Raw genomic sequence first — 15,551 nt, 5'->3', positions numbered from 1 at the left:
ATTGAGTTAACGTGTGAAGAAGCGATGTCTTCATTAAGAAACGCTCCAGATTATGATGGGGGGCAACATAACCTGGAGCGATGGGACGCTTGGGTTAGGCGGGTAGTTAGCCTGGATTGTCTAAACTATTTGCAGCACTTGATTTTGCGTCACTGCTTAATGGGGTAATTTTAATCGTTCCGGTACCGGTTTTATGAATGCCTAATTCTCTAGCAGCCGCATACGATAAGTCCATAACGCGGCGTTTATGATGAGGGCCTCGGTCATTGATTCTGACAATCACTGAGCGATTGTTTTTAACATTAGTCACTTCTGCATACGATGACAGCGGTAAGCTATTGTGGGCAGCGGTCAAGGCATACATATCGTAGGTTTCGCCATTTGCCGTACGATGGCCGTGGAATTGATTACCGTACCAAGAGGCAAGGCCTAAGCGATCATTTCGATGATGAGCAACATGATGGCTTAAACGGTGACGACTGTGACGATGATGAACAGAGCTGTGATTATGATGGTGTTGTAAGCTGGCAGCATGTTTGTGCTTAGCTGCTTCAGCGTTTTTAATAGGATTGGTTATAAAACCACATAACAGAACAATAGATACTGCTGGTATGAGTTTACTCATGGGAATGCCCCTTTTGTGTTGTCAACTTGCTTAGCCGCCAATAAGCGTTGACTCAATTGATAAACCGCCATAGCGTATAACGCGCTGTGATTGTATCGAGTCAAACAATAAAAATTATCCAGACCTAACCATAACTCGTCGCCTTGTTCTAAGCTTAAGGCGATAAGCTTTACTTTTGTGTCTGGCGCTAATGGCACCGATATTTTTAAGTCGAGTGATTCTAACCCGCTAAGTCTTAAATCCGGCTTAAGGTTGTCCGTTAAAAGCTTTTTATATCGGTTGTCCGGTGCAAAGACCGGATAGGCTATGCCCTGCCCTGGTTGCCAGCCGTACTGCGCAAAGTAATTTGCAACACTGGCAATGGCATCGGCAGGATTACGCCATATATCGCGTTGACCATCGTGTTCATAATCTTTCGCGTAATGACTAAAACTGCTGGGCATGAACTGCGGTATGCCCATAGCACCGGCATAAGAACCGGTAAGTTCGGTAGGATTTTTATGCTCTACTTGGCACAGCAACAGGTAATGCTCTAACTCGCTTTGGAAAAACTCACTACGCTTAGGATAATCAAACGCTAGCGTGGCTAAGGCATCGAGTACGGAGTATTTACCGGTAAACCGCCCGTACTGGGTTTCTACACCAATAATGGCGACAATAATTTCAGCGGGTACTCGGTAGTGTTGCTCAACAGCCGCTAAAACCGCCTCATGTTCGCGCCAGAATTTTACCCCGTCTTGAATACGTGTTTCGGTCAGAAAAAATCTTGCGATAACGATGCCAGGGCAATGCTTCGGCGGGCTTATTCATCTTGTCGATAATATCTTGGTTAGGCTGATAGTTATCGAATAACGCGTGGAGTTGCTGTTGGTCGTAACCATGCTTATCTATCATGTTACGCATGAAAGCTGTTTTTAACGACTCTGACTGTGGTGTCACACAGGCGCTGAGTGCTAAGCTGAGTACAGTGGTTATGAGTTTTTCAGTCATGCGCGTGCCATACGTTTTTTATGTGTGTGAATAGACATTAAAATGCCAAAGCCAGCTAATAACGTGACGATAGACGTTCCGCCATAGCTGATTAACGGCAATGGCACACCAACTACAGGTAAAATACCTATGACCATGCCGATATTGACAAAAACATAGACAAAAAAGGTAAACGCTAAGCTACTCGCCAATAAGCGGCAATAAGTATCTTGTGCTTGCGAGGCAATATATAAACAGCGCGCGATAATCGTTAAATATAAAATCAATAAGCTGACACAGCCAAATAAGCCAAACTCTTCGGCAAATACCGCAAAAATAAAATCGGTAGAACTTTCCGGTAAAAAATCTAATTCGGATTGGGTACTACCTAACCAACCTTTGCCATAAATACCGCCTGAACCTATAGCAATTTTCGATTGTATGATGTGATAACCACGACCTAAAGGGTCAGCTTCTGGGTCTAAAAAGGTTTTAACCCGGTCGCGCTGATAATCGCGCATAAAATGCCAAATTATCGGGGTTAATGCAGCGAGTAACGCGATAATCGCAATAATTAAACGCCACGATAAACCCGCAAAAAATAAGACACCCGCGCCAGAACTGGCCACTAAAATAGCGGTGCCTAAATCAGGTTGCACCGCGATTAACAAGGTGGGAATTAGGATTAATGCCGTTGCGATAAGCAACTCTTTAAATCTAGGCGGTAATGCGTGCTCTGATAAAAACCAAGCAATCATCATAGGCGTGGTGATTTTTATCATTTCGGAGGGTTGGAAGCGAAAAAAACCTAGTTCTAGCCAGCGCTGAGCGCCTTTACCGATTTGTCCCATAATTAATACGGCGAGCAATAAGACAATGCCTATACCGAATAATATCGCCGAAAAACGCTTAAATTGATAAGGGTTAACATGCGCGAGTGCAGTCATTAAGCCAAACGCTAAACCTATGCGCGCAAATTGCCGGAACAACACATCCATGCTTTGTCCACCGGCGCTGTATAAAATGACAAAGCTTAACAATGCTGTCAGCGTAAGCCCTAAGAATAGCGGTATATCAATATGCAAGCGTCTTAGAATCATGCCAATTATAGAGGGCGGTTCTAAATGCTCGTGTCGCGTCTCAGTCTTCATGGTTGCTCAGAATGATAGATTTTTAAATACTGCTTAATGACTTTGCCAGCAATAGGTGCGGCTACTGAGCCACCATGCCCACCATTTTCGGCAATCACGGCAATAGCAATTTCTGGATTATCGGCAGGTGCAAACGAGATAAAATAACGCATGGTCGCGTAATTTAAAGTCTATGTCGTTTTCGTTGTATTTAGCGTTTTGTTTAATATTAAACACTTGCGCCGTGCCGGTTTTGCCAGCGATTAAGACACTGGAACTACGACCTAAGCTTTTAGCCGTGCCACGTTCACTGTGTACGACATTAATCATGGCATTAATGACGTCATTTAAATTTTTCGCATTTAAGGGTAATACGCCTTTATGCACTTCAGGTCCTGGCCTAGTCTCATGCGCACCAACAATTTTCTCGACTAAAAAAGGCGTCACAATATTGCCATGATTCGCTAACGTTGCGGTTGCACGCGCTAATTGTAGCGGCGTGACTTGATGATAGCCTTGGCCTATACCGGTAATAAGTGTTTCGCCCGGATACCATGCCTTATTTTTCTGACTTTGCTTCCATTCTCTTGACGGTAATAAGCCGGCTTTTTCGCCAACTAAATCAATGCCTGATTTTTCACCAAAACCGAATTTTTGTAAAAACTCGTGCATACGGTCTATGCCTAATGTGCCAGCAAGACGGTAAAAATACACATCACACGATTGCGTAATAGCTTCGTTCATATTGACGGAACCGTGTCCGCCTTTACGCCAATCGCGATATTTATGACTGACACCGGGTAATTGATAATAACCTGGACAGAATAATTTTTGCTGTGCGCTAATCGCATCATATTCTAAACCAGCAAGCGCGATAAATGGCTTTACCGTCGAGCCAGGCGGATATAATCCGCGTAACGCGCGGTTATATAAAGGTTGGTCTTCAGATTTTTGCAACGCTTGATAAGCATCGTTGCTAATGCCTACCACAAATGGATTAGGGTCAAAACCTGGTCTGCTGACAAATGCCAGTACACCGCCAGTCTTAATCTCAATAGCCACGACGGCACCGTTATAATTTTCCAATCCCTCATAGGCAATTTTTTTGTAAATCAATATCTAGTGTTAAAAAGATATTAGCACCGGGCTCTGGATTTAACTCGTTTAACGTATTCAGCGAACGCGCTTGCACATTGGTTTCGATTTCGGCATAGCCGGTTTTGCCATGCAGATACGTCTCGTAACTGCTTTCAATGCCTAATTTGCCAATATGCGTAGTACCGCGATACTCTGAAACCGGCAATTCTTTTAATTCAGCTTCGTTAATACGTCCTACATAGCCCACGACATGCGAGGCTAAATCACCATAGGGGTAATGCCGCACTAATTGGGTATGAATATCAACGCCCGGAAAATAGGGTCTAACCACCGCAAATTTCGCTAACTCTTCGTCTGTCATATTGAGCAATAACGGCGTACTGGTAAAACGTTTTTTGCCGCTTACGTTGCTTTTGGAACAGCTCGATTTTTTCGTCGGAAATATCTAGTAGTTGCTTTAACTTCGCTAAGGTGTCATCTATATCGGCGATTTGCTCTGGTATTAACTCTAAGCTGTAAGAGGGTGTGTTCTCCGCTAAAATTCTGCCTTTACGGTCATAAATAATGCCACGCGTAGGCACTAGCGGTATCAGTTTTACACTATTGCCTTTAGCAAGTGCTGTGTATTTTTCGTGCTCAACAATTTTGCAGATACACTAAACGCGCAACCAATCCCGTCGTTAATATAAAAATCACGACAAAAGCCGCGATAATACGATTAACAAATAAGCGGTTTTCGACGGTATTATCTTTAACAGAGTAAACGCGCGACATAAAACCTAAGACTTATTTTTGCACAGGTTGTGCTAAGCGAACAAAGCGCAATACAGTATAAATCAATGGCCAACACAATGTACCCGTAAAAACAGGCAGCCAAAACGTGCTATGTAGTTGCGCGGGATGTAGTAGATTTTTGACTAAAAACAATAACAACTGCGATAACAGCAAACAAAAGAAAATAAACACTTCTTGCTGTAACAATGGGAATTGTCGTATGCGTTTATGCAGTTTCAAACAAATATAGACGACCAGCGAATAAGCTAACGCATGTTGACCGATTAATTGCCCAGTTAACACATCAGAGAACAAACCAAACGTCCACGCAGTAAAAATACCGACTGTTTCTGGCACGGCTAATGACCAATAGATTACGACTAATAAAACCCAATCTGGATTATAAACCGCCGATTCTGAGGATAATGGTAGAATTCTAAGACACATAGCTAAAATCATCGTTAAGATGATTTTGCTATAACCATAAGAGATATTCATGGGCTGGAGTTAGGGGTTGAGTCAGTGGTAGACGGCTTAGTAATAAGCGGCACAGGTGTTGAGTTACTCCATACAATCATTAACTCACGATTTCTATCCAGCTTAGCCATGGGTGTTGCGGTGATATTGGCAAATGGCTTGTTTAATTGCGAGGTGAATTCATCAACCACTGCAACAGGATAGCCTTGTGGAAACGTCCCACCTAGCCCTGAAGTAATTAATAAATCGCCGGGGCGAATATCTGCGTTACTGGGTAAATAAGGCAACAGCAGCTTATTAATTTGACCACTACCCACCGCAATCGTCAGCAAGCCATTACGATTGACTTGCACGGGTACCGCATGATTAGGGTCAGTAATGAGCATGATTTCAGAAGTCAGCGGCATTGCTCTAAACACTTGGCCGACAACGCCATTCGCATCGAGTACCGGTTGTTGTTGATGCACACCAAAACGCGTGCCCTTATTGACCACAACAATATGCTCATAAGGCGCCATGTTTACCGACAGCAATTCTGCGATTAAGACTTGCTCGCCTAATTTAAAAGAGTTTTCCAGCAACGCACGCAAACGAATATTTTCTTTTTCTAGCGCTTCTAATTTCAACAGCTGGGTTTGGTGAATCAGCTGATAGTCACGCAAACGCCCATTTTCCTCTTTTAAATTGACATAAGATTGAATAGATTCTGAGGCTTGTTTATAAACCGTTGACGGTAAATCCACCAGATATTTAATAGGGTCGACCACAAACGATAATGCGGCGCGTAATAAATCGATTTGCTGGGTTCTTTGTCCAGCAATTAATAACGCAACAGAAGCAATCACCGCCACCAGCAAACGCGTGTTAATCGATGGGCCGGTTGCAAATAACAGTTTGATAGCGGGGTTCCTCGTAATGTAAGGCTATGCAAGTCGTTTATAAGGAAAAGAAATACGCCAAGCGACCACGTTTACAGTTTTTAAATCCGCCGTAGGGTACGCCATGCATACCCTACATAAAACCAAAAACTCGACTGCGGGTAGTACAAATAACAGCCAATCTATTCTAACGAAAAAAGTTGATAAGCCTTTTTTATCCAGTGATTCTAATACAATACCACCGCCACGCGCGACGCAGGTTAATGGGTCATCAGCAATGAATACTGGTAAACCCGTTTCTTCAGCCAATAATCGGTCTATATCTTTAAGTAACGCACCACCGCCGGTTAAATAAATACCACGATTGGCCACATCAGCGCCTAATTCTGGCGGGGTTTGTTCTAGCGCTACTTTAACAGCGCCAACAATACCCGATAACGGTTCTTGCAAGGCCTCTAAGATTTCATTGCTGTTTAATGCGAAACTTCTAGGTACGCCTTCCGCTAAATTACGCCCTTTAACTTCAATTTCTGTGACTTCGCTGCCTGGATAAGCCGTGCCTATTTCTAATTTAATCCGCTCAGCCGTCGCCTCACCAATTAACGTACCGTAATTTCTACGCACATAATTAATAATCGCCTCATCAAAACGGTCGCCACCGATGCGCACTGAGTTTGAATAAACAATACCATTAATAGAAATAACAGCGACTTCCGAGGTACCTCCGCCAATATCCAACACCATAGAGCCACAGGCTTCATCAACGGGTAACCCTGCGCCAATAGCTGCCGACATAGGCTCTTCGATGAGATAGACTTCCCTAGCCCCTGCCATGGCAGCAGATTCTCGAATAGCCCGGCGTTCAACTTGAGTTGAGCCACAAGGGACGCAAATTAATATTCTAGGGCTAGGACGTAATAATTTACTTTTATGAACTTTTTCGATAAAAAAGCGCAACATGCGCTCGGTAATAGCAAAATCGGCAATCACGCCGTCTTTGAGAGGTCTAATTGCGGTAATATTGCCCGGAGTCCGGCCTAACATGCGTTTTGCATCAGCGCCTACGGCTGCAATGGTTTTATTGCCGCGAATTTTATCCTCTTTAATCGCGACTACCGATGGTTCGTTGAGTACAATGCCTTGTCCTGGGATGTATATCAGGGTATTTGCGGTGCCTAAGTCAATCGATAAATCGTTAGAAAAAAGCCCGCGAATTCGTTTGAACATTTGTGCCTGTTGCCCTTAAGGAATAAAAATTGTAATACTTTATCAATCAAGCGGGTATTTGAGCAAGATATAAAGTATTATATTCGGCTAACCCGCTTTAAGGAGTCAAACGCTTTGTTAACTGCAACCGATGTTAAAAAAATTGCTTATCTGGCAAGACTTGGCATAGACGAGCAAGATTTAACGGCTTATGCCCATGATTTATCCAATATGCTGGACTTAATGACCCGCATGAATGAATTAACGACTGACGGTGTAACCGCTATGGCGCACCCGTTGGATCAAACCCAACGTTTACGTGCTGACCAGATTACCGAATCCGACCAACGCTCACATTATCAAACTATCGCACCGCTTGTTGAAGACGGATTATATTTAGTGCCTAAAGTCATAGAGTAACTAGCCCCATGCATACGCAATCCATCAGTGAATTAGCCCAAGGCTTACGGCGCGGCGATTTTTCTAGCGTCGAGCTAACCCAACATTTTCTAACGCGCATTAAACGTTACAGCGACCTGAATGCCTATATCACCGTGACTGAAGACAGCGCGCTAGCCTCAGCCCACGAAGCCGATCAACGTTTAAAAACCGCCAATGCCGCGTTACTAACCGGTATTCCTATCGCGCATAAAGATATTTTTTGTACACTAGGCGTTAAAACTAGTTGCGGCTCCAAAATGCTGGATAATTTTATCGCACCGTATAACGCTACCGTCGTGGAAAAATTGGCCCAAGCCGGTGCTGTCGTGTTAGGCAAACTCAATATGGACGAATTTGCTATGGGTTCGTCAAATGAAAACAGTTTTTATGGCCCTGTTAAAAACCCCTGGCATACCGATTATGTACCCGGCGGTTCATCCGGTGGTTCAGCCGCCGCCGTTGCGGCTGGTTTAGCCGTAGCGACGACCGGTACTGATACCGGAGCTCAATTCGCCAACCAGCCGCCTTTTGTGGCATTACTGGCTTAAAACCAACCTATGGACGCGTTTCACGCTGGGGTATGATTGCTTATGCCTCTAGTTTAGACCAAGGTGGTCCATTAGCGCGTAGCGCTGAAGACGCAGCCATTTTATTATCCGCGATGGCAGGCTTTGACCCCAAAGACTCAACCAGCGCTGACCAAGCGGTGCCAGATTATTTAACTCACTTAACGCAGCCATTAACCGGTTTAAAAATTGGCTTACCTATTGAGTTTTTCAGCGACGGCTTAAGCGAAAATATTGCTAAAGACCTAGCGTCAGCGATTAACGAATTCAAACAATTAGGCGCCGAAGTCATAGAAGTCTCTATGCCTACGTTAAAACATGCAATACCGGCTTATTACGTGATTGCATCAGCGGAATGCTCATCTAATCTGTCTCGTTACGACGGCGTGCGTTTTGGTTATCGTTGTGAAAATCCAGCCGACTTAACCGATTTATATGTACGCTCACGCGGCGAAGCGTTTGGCGCAGAAGTTAAAACGCCGTATTTTAATGGGAACGTATGCATTATCTGCAGGCTATTACGATGCTTATTATTTAAAAGCACAGAAAATACGCCGTTTAATCAGCGAAGACTTCAAACAAGCCTTAAGCCAAGTCGATGTCATTATGAGCCCGGTCACGCCTAGCAATGCCTTTGGTATAGGCGAAAAATCGGCAGACCCCATTCAAATGTATCTAGCTGATATTTTTACCATTGCGATTAACTTAGCAGGCTTACCGGCCATGTCGATTCCGGTTGGCTTAAGCGCTGACGGCCTAGACAAACCTAATTTACCGGTAGGCTTACAAATCATAGGCAATTATTTTGCCGAACAACGCCTATTAAATATTGCCCACCAATATCAGCTAGTAACCGATTGGCATAAACGTATGCCTAGCGCTTATCAATAGGTTGCACCATGACTACAACATTTGAATCTGCATACAATGATACCTGGAGTGATACTTGGGAAGCCGTTATAGGCTTAGAAATTCACACCCAATTAGCCACGCAATCAAAAATTTTTTCAGGCTCGGCAACGGCTTACGGCGCTGAACCGAATACCCAAGCTTCGGCCATAGATTTAGGTATGCCTGGTGTGTTACCAGTACTCAATGAAGATGCTGTGCATAAGGCAGTCATATTTGGCCTAGCTATTAATGCTGAAATCGCGCCTTATTCTGTGTTTGCTCGCAAAAAATTATTTTTACCCTGATTTACCTAAAGGTTACCAAATCAGCCAATATGAATTGCCTATCGTCGGTAAAGGCTTTTTAGACATAGATGTCGATGGTGTTAGTAAACGCATTGGTATCACGCGTGCGCATTTAGAAGAAGATGCGGGCAAGTCATTGCACGAGAACTATCACGGCTTCAGCGGTATTGATTTAAATCGCGCCGGTACGCCCTTATTGGAAATTGTCTCAGAACCTGATATGCGTAGCGCTAAAGAAGCCGTCGCCTATATGCGTAAATTGCACGAATTAGTCCGTTATCTTGGGATTTGCGATGGCAATATGCAAGAAGGCTCATTTCGTTGCGATGCCAACGTATCGGTTCGCCCTAAAGGTCAAGCAAAATTCGGTACGCGCGCAGAAATTAAAAATATCAACTCGTTTAAATTTGTTGAGAAAGCAATTAATCACGAAATTGAGCGACAAATTGAATTATTAGAGCGTGGTTTAACCGTTATCCAAGAAACAAGGCTTTATGACTCAGTTAAAGATGAAACGCGCTCTATGCGCAGCAAAGAAGAAGCCAACGATTACCGTTATTTTCCAGACCCAGACTTATTACCGGTACACATTGAAGAGCGCTTAAAGGCTACGCTGAAAGCCTCTCTACCTGAATTACCTGATGCAAAAAAGCAGCGTTTCAAAGACGACTATCAGCTTGATAATGACAGCGCGCAATTATTAGCGTCATCGCGCACTTGGGCTGATTTTTATGAAGCTGTCATCAAACAATCGGGGTGTGATGCTAAATTATGTGCTAACTGGATGACCGGTGAGTTAAGTTCCGCGCTCAATAAAGCCGCGCTTGAAATCACTGAATCACCGGTGAACCCGGAGCATTTGGCCGGTTTGATAAAACGCATTGCCGATAATACAATTTCTGGAAAAATCGCCAAGCAAATTTTTGAAGAACTATGGCAAAATCCAACACTTAGCGCTGACAGCATAATCGATAGCAAAGGGCTTAGACAAATTAGTGATACCGGTGCTATCGAAGCGATTATCGATAAAATCATTGCTGACAACCCAGAGCAAGTTGAGCAATATTTAAGCGGTAAAGATAAAGTATTCGGTTTCTTCGTCGGACAAGTCATGAAAGCGATGCAAGGCAAAGCCAATCCGGCTGAAGTCAACAAAATGCTGGTGGCTAAGCTTAAAAAGTAATTAACCTAACCCTAAAGAGCAACTATGAGTTACAAAGTCAGCTTAATTAAAACAGCAATTAAACTCACGCCATTCAAATTATTTTTTTGGCTTGCTAACTTTAAATTAAAAGGTGTCGCGGAAGTACAAGCCTTTAATTTCGACATTGATAATCGCACACTCAGTGCGAGTACGTTGTTATACGGAGAGCCTGAAGCGATAAACGTCAGCGTGGAAAATTTCGCAATAATCGCTAGCGAACACGGTTATCAATTTAAACTAGAACACGCCAGCTCAAACAAACCTTGGCTAAATAACCTACTCGCCAAAATCACCGGTAAAGCGTGGGATATTCCAGTACCTAAGCAATACCAAGCTGAAATGGCGTTGGTCGCAGAATTATTTGCCCCTAAGTCTGAGCAATAAATTAGCTTATACTTCAAACGCTCAAACTTTTGGTTTTTAGGTAGGGTGCGCTGTGCACACCTTTATAACATCATAAAAATCAATGAAAAAGGTGCGCACAGCGCACCCTACGGCAACACAAGATACCAAGGTTGACCGTTCAAAGTATAACCCACGAAAAACGCAACCCTAATTCTTTGAAGTATAAGAAAAAATCGTATTAAACCTTAGTTTTTCATGAAAAAATTATTATTTCAATTTGATACTGACCCTAATCCCGCAGTATTCGATACCGTCGTAGGTTACGACGGCGGAGCTGATCACGTTATTGGCTATGGCGGTATCACACCCGATAATGTTAAAGCGCTAGTTGAAGGCGCGATATTTACGCGCGCCCCTAAAGATAAAAAAAATACCGCGATATTTGTCGGTGGCAGCGATATGGCCAAAGGACAAACATTGTTTAACGCCGTGCAAAGCCATTTCTTTCCAGGCTTTCAAGTATCAGTCATGCTCGATAGCAATGGTAGCAATACGACAGCAGCAGCGGCAGTCGCTAAATTAGGCAGTAGCGGCGTGTTAAGCGGTAAAAAAGCGGTAGTTTTAGCCGGTACAGGTCCTGTAGGACAACGCGCTGCCGTAATGTTGGCACAAGAAGGCGCTGAAGTATCGTTAACCGGACGACACTTAGTCAAAGCGGAACAAGCATGTAAGCTCATGCATGAGCGCTTCGGTGTTAATATTACGCCTATGGAAACGGTTGACCATCTAGCTAGAGCGGAGGCTATACAAGGCGCTCATATTGTCTTAGCGGCTGGCGCGGCTGGCATAGAATTATTACGCGAAGAACACTGGCGAGATAACCCGACGCTTGAACTCATGGCGGATGCCAATGCGACACCGCCGTTAGGAATTGGCGGTACTGACATGATGGACAAAGGCATTAACCGACATGGCAAAATTGTTTGGGGCGCTATAGGCTTTGGTGCGTTAAAACTGGCATTACATCGTGCTTGTATTGCCAAATTGTTTGAGGACAATAAGCAAGTTTTTGATGCCGAGAAAATCTACGCCTTAGCCAAAACCATGGCTTAATTAATCCATGGCTGACTTGGCGGAACTTAGACAACATGCCCAGCAAATATTTGCTGCCGGTGTCGCCGCTGCTAACCCTACGCTAGCACTGAATCGATTTTTAAGCACAGAACACGACCAATTGGTTATTGGCTTAACTAACGGCGCTGTGCGTAGCCACGCTTGGCAAAAAGTACATGTGATTGCGTTCGGTAAAGCAGCCGGCTTAATGGCATCGGCAGCCTTAGCACGAATCCCAGCGCAATTATTGCAACTGCCGGTTATAGCCGTCACCAATTATGAAAATTCAGCTGACTATCGCAATATAGAGCTATTAACCGCTGCTCATCCATTACCTGATCAAGCAGGACTCAAAGCAGCGCAACGAATAGCCGAACGCATGAGTTTGGTGCAAAAAAATGAGTTAGTGTTAGTCTTAATTAGCGGCGGTGGTTCGGCTTTAATTCCCTACCCTATTAACGGCATTAGTCTTGCCGAAAAAACTCAAGTCACTGAATTATTACTCACTAGCGGTGCAACGATTAATGAAATCAACACCGTGCGCAAACATTTATCGGTGTTAAAAGGCGGTGGTTTAGCAAAACTGGCTATGCCCGCCGACTTACACGCATTAATTTTATCGGATGTATTAGGCGATGACTTAAGCGCTATCGCCAGCGGCCCTACCGTGCCTGACCCAACGACGTATGCCGATGCTGTTGCATTGTTACACGACAAACAACTGTGGCCCAAGCTACCCCGCAGTGTGCAAAACCATTTACAACACGGTGTACAAGGCTTAATACCGGAAACACCTAAACCCAACGACGTTATTTTTGCTCGAACCGGGCATAGCTTAATAGGCAGCAATACCGTAAGCTTACACGCCATGCAACAAGCCGCGAGTCAGTTAGGTTACCAAACCTTAATCTATCAAACCCAACTTCAAGGCGAAGCCAAACTTGAAGCTGAAAAACTCGCCGCTTACGCCAAAACCTTAAACAAACCTCTAGCGCTAATCGCTGGCGGCGAAACGACGGTGACAGTCACCGGGCAAGGCTTAGGCGGGCGCAATCAAGAATTTGCCTTGGCGTTTGCTTGTGCGGCAAGCCAATATGGCTTAACAAGTGAATGGACTTTGTTAAGCGGTGGTACCGATGGTCGAGACGGCCCAACTGACGCAGCCGGAGGGTTAATCGATACATGCAGCATTTCTCGTATGTTAACTGCTGGCTTAAATCCTCTAGCAAGGCTGGCTGACAATGACGCTTACCACGCCTTACAAAGCTCAGGCGACTTATTGTTAACCGGTGCAACTGGCACAAATGTTGCTGATTTACAAGTCTTATTAATAAATACCTAGTTTTTTTGAATGCCCAAAGGAGCACACTATGTTTAGTCAATCTATGACGATTGCCGAATTTGATGACGAATTATTTAAAGCCATCGAACAAGAGCGTCGTCGCCAGGAAGACCATATCGAACTTATCGCCTCGGAAAACTACACCAGTCCACGCGTCATGCAAGCACTAGGCTCGCAACTCACCAATAAATACGCAGAAGGCTACCCTGGCCGCCGTTATTATGGAGGCTGTGAGTATGTTGATATTGTCGAGCAACTAGCGATAGACCGTGCCAAGGCATTATTTAAAGCGGATTATGCCAATGTCCAACCCCATTCTGGCTCACAAGCTAATATGGCCGTTTTCATGGCCATGATGCAACCCGGCGACACATTATTAGGTTTAAGCTTAGCCAATGGCGGCCATTTAACCCACGGCGCTAAACCAAACTTCTCTGGCAAATTGTACAACGCCGTACAATATGGCTTAGATGCGACAACCGGTGAAATCGATTACGCTGAAGTCGAAGCGCTAGCCAAACAACATCAACCGAAAGTCATTGTCGCTGGTTTCTCAGCCTATTCCAGAATTTGGGACTGGCAACGTTTCCGCGCGATTGCCGATAGCGTCAACGCGTATTTAGTCGTCGATATGGCGCATGTCGCCGGCTTAGTGGCAGCGGGCTTATATCCTAACCCTGTACCTTATGCTGATGCAGTGACCAGCACTACGCATAAATCATTACGCGGCCCGCGTGGTGGTTTAATCTTAGCGCGTAGTAACCCAGAGTTAGAGAAAAAAATCGACTCGAATATTTTCCCTGGCATACAAGGCGGCCCGTCTATGCACGTTATTGCCGCTAAAGCAGTCGCGTTCAAAGAAGCCATGGAGCCAGAATTTAAACAGTATCAACAACAAGTTATTAAAAACGCGCAAGCATGGCGAAGGTCTTTATCGCAAGAGGCTATAATGTAATTTCGGGTGGCACAGATAATCACTTAATGCTGGTTTCTCTGGTCGCCAAAGGCATTACCGGAAAAGCTGCCGATGCCGCACTAGGCCAAGCCCATATTACCGTTAACAAAAACGCTGTCCCTAACGACCCACAATCACCTTTTGTCACCAGCGGCATACGCGTAGGCACACCCGCACCGACCACGCGCGGCTTTAAAGAAGCAGAAATGATTGAAATCGCTCAGATGATGTGTGATGTGATGGATAACATTGAAGATACTAGCGTTATCGAAGCGGTAAAAGAGCGCGTGGCTAATTTATGCGCGCGGTTTCCGGTTTATGCATAAACGTTAAGGCATGTGTAGCACAACTGTTACACAAACATGCACAGAACCTTAAGACCTTTCAAGTACTTACAACTTGAAAGGTCTTAAGTGACGAAGTTAAGTAAAGCCAAACCACCTTTACCTTCTATGACGTTATTTTCTTGAAAACACCAGCCTATCTTGTGATTGCAAGAAAAACCTCTGAAAACTATATTTAACGCGGCTTGCAGACGATTTGTGCAATCGAGGTTTTTTAAAACTTAACGTGTTCAACATAAGCTGCTAAATCGCATGGATGTAAGATATTAATGTTTAATGAGATTTTCTAATTTTGAAATTAAGTTAAAAAATCTTCGTCATGATGCTACCGTCTAAAACCCACGCCACATAAGGCTTATAGGGGTTTTCTGGTTGACACTATCTTGATTACGCAGCGACTACATCGTTTGATAGGCTGTATTTTTATGGTGAAGGCCCGTGCATGTGAGCTTTGGAGCGGAGTTTAATGAGGATTATATTGAGATGATGTTGTTCGGAAAAGGCAGGTTGGTACTACCGAAAATTAATTTTAAACTTTAAGATGACGGCAAAATATCCCGACCAATAATTTTCCGCCAACAGAGATCCTATCGGGATAAAAATGGATTCGATCTCTATCAGGCTCAAGTTTACTATGCCACCAAAAAATAATGTCCGTGCCGTTAATATTGATAGTCCGTTCTTTCCTGGCTTCACTATTGCTTTTCGTGTTTCCATTGTAACCGTTCAATCTAGCCACGTTGTTTTCTAAAAGACATTCTGATCCTTAACTGTCTCGGAATTTGCCGTTGCAAAAGGCAGCAACTCATCGATACGACTGTTGGGCCAAGTCGGTAATTTTTCCAAAGTATCCTTGAGCCATTCGGTAGGGTTTAAGCCATTGAGTTT

General features: G+C 44.1%; 12 protein-coding genes and 4 pseudogenes. 7 read left to right on the top strand and 9 right to left on the bottom strand.

Translation table 11 applies throughout. The features are described 5' to 3' along the window. Positions 1–106: 106 nt before the first annotated feature. The 8 genes and pseudogenes from VZ94_RS30255 to VZ94_RS05540 all read right to left on the bottom strand — a co-directional run bounded on the left by VZ94_RS30255 (position 107) and on the right by VZ94_RS05540 (position 7,178). Positions 107–625 carry a septal ring lytic transglycosylase RlpA family protein gene (locus VZ94_RS30255; RefSeq protein ID WP_045778480.1) on the bottom strand — a complete coding sequence of 173 codons (519 nt, stop codon included), beginning with the start codon at positions 623–625 and terminating at the stop codon, positions 107–109. Beyond that, a complete protein-coding gene (gene mltB, locus VZ94_RS05565; protein WP_275575146.1) occupies positions 622–1,368 on the bottom strand; it encodes a lytic murein transglycosylase B in 747 nt (248 codons plus the stop codon). Before mltB ends, VZ94_RS30255 begins: the two co-directional genes overlap by 4 nt. Continuing rightward, on the bottom strand, positions 1,334–1,615 hold the full coding sequence (locus VZ94_RS30250; RefSeq protein WP_275575141.1) for a lytic murein transglycosylase: 282 nt from the start codon (positions 1,613–1,615) through the stop codon (positions 1,334–1,336). The genes mltB and VZ94_RS30250 overlap by 35 nt, the downstream gene beginning before the upstream one ends. Then, positions 1,612–2,745, bottom strand: a complete 1,134-nt coding sequence (gene rodA, locus VZ94_RS05560; protein WP_045778479.1) for a rod shape-determining protein RodA — start codon at positions 2,743–2,745, stop codon at positions 1,612–1,614. Before rodA ends, VZ94_RS30250 begins: the two co-directional genes overlap by 4 nt. Beyond that, positions 2,742–4,596, bottom strand: a pseudogene (mrdA, locus tag VZ94_RS30245) (penicillin-binding protein 2). Before mrdA ends, rodA begins: the two are co-directional and overlap by 4 nt. A gap of 12 nt (positions 4,597–4,608) precedes the next feature. Continuing rightward, entirely contained in the window at positions 4,609–5,094 is a 486-nt protein-coding gene (gene mreD / locus VZ94_RS05550; RefSeq protein ID WP_045778478.1) for a rod shape-determining protein MreD, read from the bottom strand. Further along, the gene (gene mreC, locus VZ94_RS05545) at positions 5,091–5,918 is read right to left on the bottom strand and encodes a rod shape-determining protein MreC (RefSeq protein WP_439097701.1); all 828 of its coding nucleotides are present in this window, start codon (positions 5,916–5,918) and stop codon (positions 5,091–5,093) included. The genes mreD and mreC overlap by 4 nt, the downstream gene beginning before the upstream one ends. Before the next feature lie 78 nt (positions 5,919–5,996). Beyond that, positions 5,997–7,178, bottom strand: a complete 1,182-nt coding sequence (locus tag VZ94_RS05540; RefSeq protein ID WP_439097700.1) for a rod shape-determining protein — start codon at positions 7,176–7,178, stop codon at positions 5,997–5,999. 114 nt (positions 7,179–7,292) lie between these two features. On the opposite strand from VZ94_RS05540, the gene gatC reads away from it, so the two are divergent. The 7 genes and pseudogenes from gatC (at position 7,293) to glyA (ending at position 14,645) form a co-directional block, all read left to right on the top strand. After that, positions 7,293–7,577 (top strand): Asp-tRNA(Asn)/Glu-tRNA(Gln) amidotransferase subunit GatC, encoded by a 285-nt coding sequence (gene gatC, locus VZ94_RS05535; protein ID WP_045778476.1) that lies wholly within the window; start codon positions 7,293–7,295, stop codon positions 7,575–7,577. A gap of 8 nt (positions 7,578–7,585) precedes the next feature. Next, positions 7,586–9,055, top strand: a pseudogene (gene gatA / locus VZ94_RS05530) (Asp-tRNA(Asn)/Glu-tRNA(Gln) amidotransferase subunit GatA). A gap of 8 nt (positions 9,056–9,063) precedes the next feature. After that, positions 9,064–10,543 (top strand): annotated as a pseudogene (gene gatB, locus VZ94_RS05525) (Asp-tRNA(Asn)/Glu-tRNA(Gln) amidotransferase subunit GatB). 24 nt (positions 10,544–10,567) lie between these two features. Next, positions 10,568–10,948, top strand: coding sequence for a hypothetical protein (locus tag VZ94_RS05520; protein ID WP_045778475.1), 381 nt, complete (start codon positions 10,568–10,570; stop codon positions 10,946–10,948). 216 nt (positions 10,949–11,164) lie between these two features. Further along, positions 11,165–12,022 carry an NADP-dependent methylenetetrahydromethanopterin/methylenetetrahydrofolate dehydrogenase gene (locus VZ94_RS05515; RefSeq protein ID WP_045778474.1) on the top strand — a complete coding sequence of 286 codons (858 nt, stop codon included), beginning with the start codon at positions 11,165–11,167 and terminating at the stop codon, positions 12,020–12,022. Between the two features lie 7 nt (positions 12,023–12,029). Then, on the top strand, positions 12,030–13,364 hold the full coding sequence (locus VZ94_RS05510; RefSeq protein ID WP_045778473.1) for a glycerate kinase type-2 family protein: 1,335 nt from the start codon (positions 12,030–12,032) through the stop codon (positions 13,362–13,364). Between the two features lie 28 nt (positions 13,365–13,392). Then, positions 13,393–14,645 (top strand): annotated as a pseudogene (gene glyA / locus VZ94_RS05505) (serine hydroxymethyltransferase). 765 nt (positions 14,646–15,410) lie between these two features. Here the strand turns inward: glyA and VZ94_RS24260 are convergent. Next, positions 15,411–15,551: transposase domain-containing protein (locus tag VZ94_RS24260; protein WP_131655444.1), on the bottom strand; the 141-nt coding region annotated here is incomplete at its 5' end.

The sequence above is a fragment of the Methylocucumis oryzae genome (assembly GCF_000963695.1).
GTDB lineage: Bacteria > Pseudomonadota > Gammaproteobacteria > Methylococcales > Methylomonadaceae > Methylovulum > Methylovulum oryzae.
This window is presented reverse-complemented; position numbering and strand designations above follow the sequence as displayed.

Coding starts and splice junctions, on each gene's coding strand:
- VZ94_RS05515 (WP_045778474.1), top strand. CDS start 11,165: ATGAAAAAATTATTATTTCAATTTGATACTGACCCTAATCCCGCAGTA.
- VZ94_RS05540 (WP_439097700.1), bottom strand. CDS start 7,178: ATGTTCAAACGAATTCGCGGGCTTTTTTCTAACGATTTATCGATTGAC.
- VZ94_RS30250 (WP_275575141.1), bottom strand. CDS start 1,615: ATGACTGAAAAACTCATAACCACTGTACTCAGCTTAGCACTCAGCGCC.
- rodA (WP_045778479.1), bottom strand. CDS start 2,745: ATGAAGACTGAGACGCGACACGAGCATTTAGAACCGCCCTCTATAATT.
- VZ94_RS05510 (WP_045778473.1), top strand. CDS start 12,030: ATGGCTGACTTGGCGGAACTTAGACAACATGCCCAGCAAATATTTGCT.
- VZ94_RS30255 (WP_045778480.1), bottom strand. CDS start 625: ATGAGTAAACTCATACCAGCAGTATCTATTGTTCTGTTATGTGGTTTT.
- VZ94_RS05520 (WP_045778475.1), top strand. CDS start 10,568: ATGAGTTACAAAGTCAGCTTAATTAAAACAGCAATTAAACTCACGCCA.
- mreD (WP_045778478.1), bottom strand. CDS start 5,094: ATGAATATCTCTTATGGTTATAGCAAAATCATCTTAACGATGATTTTA.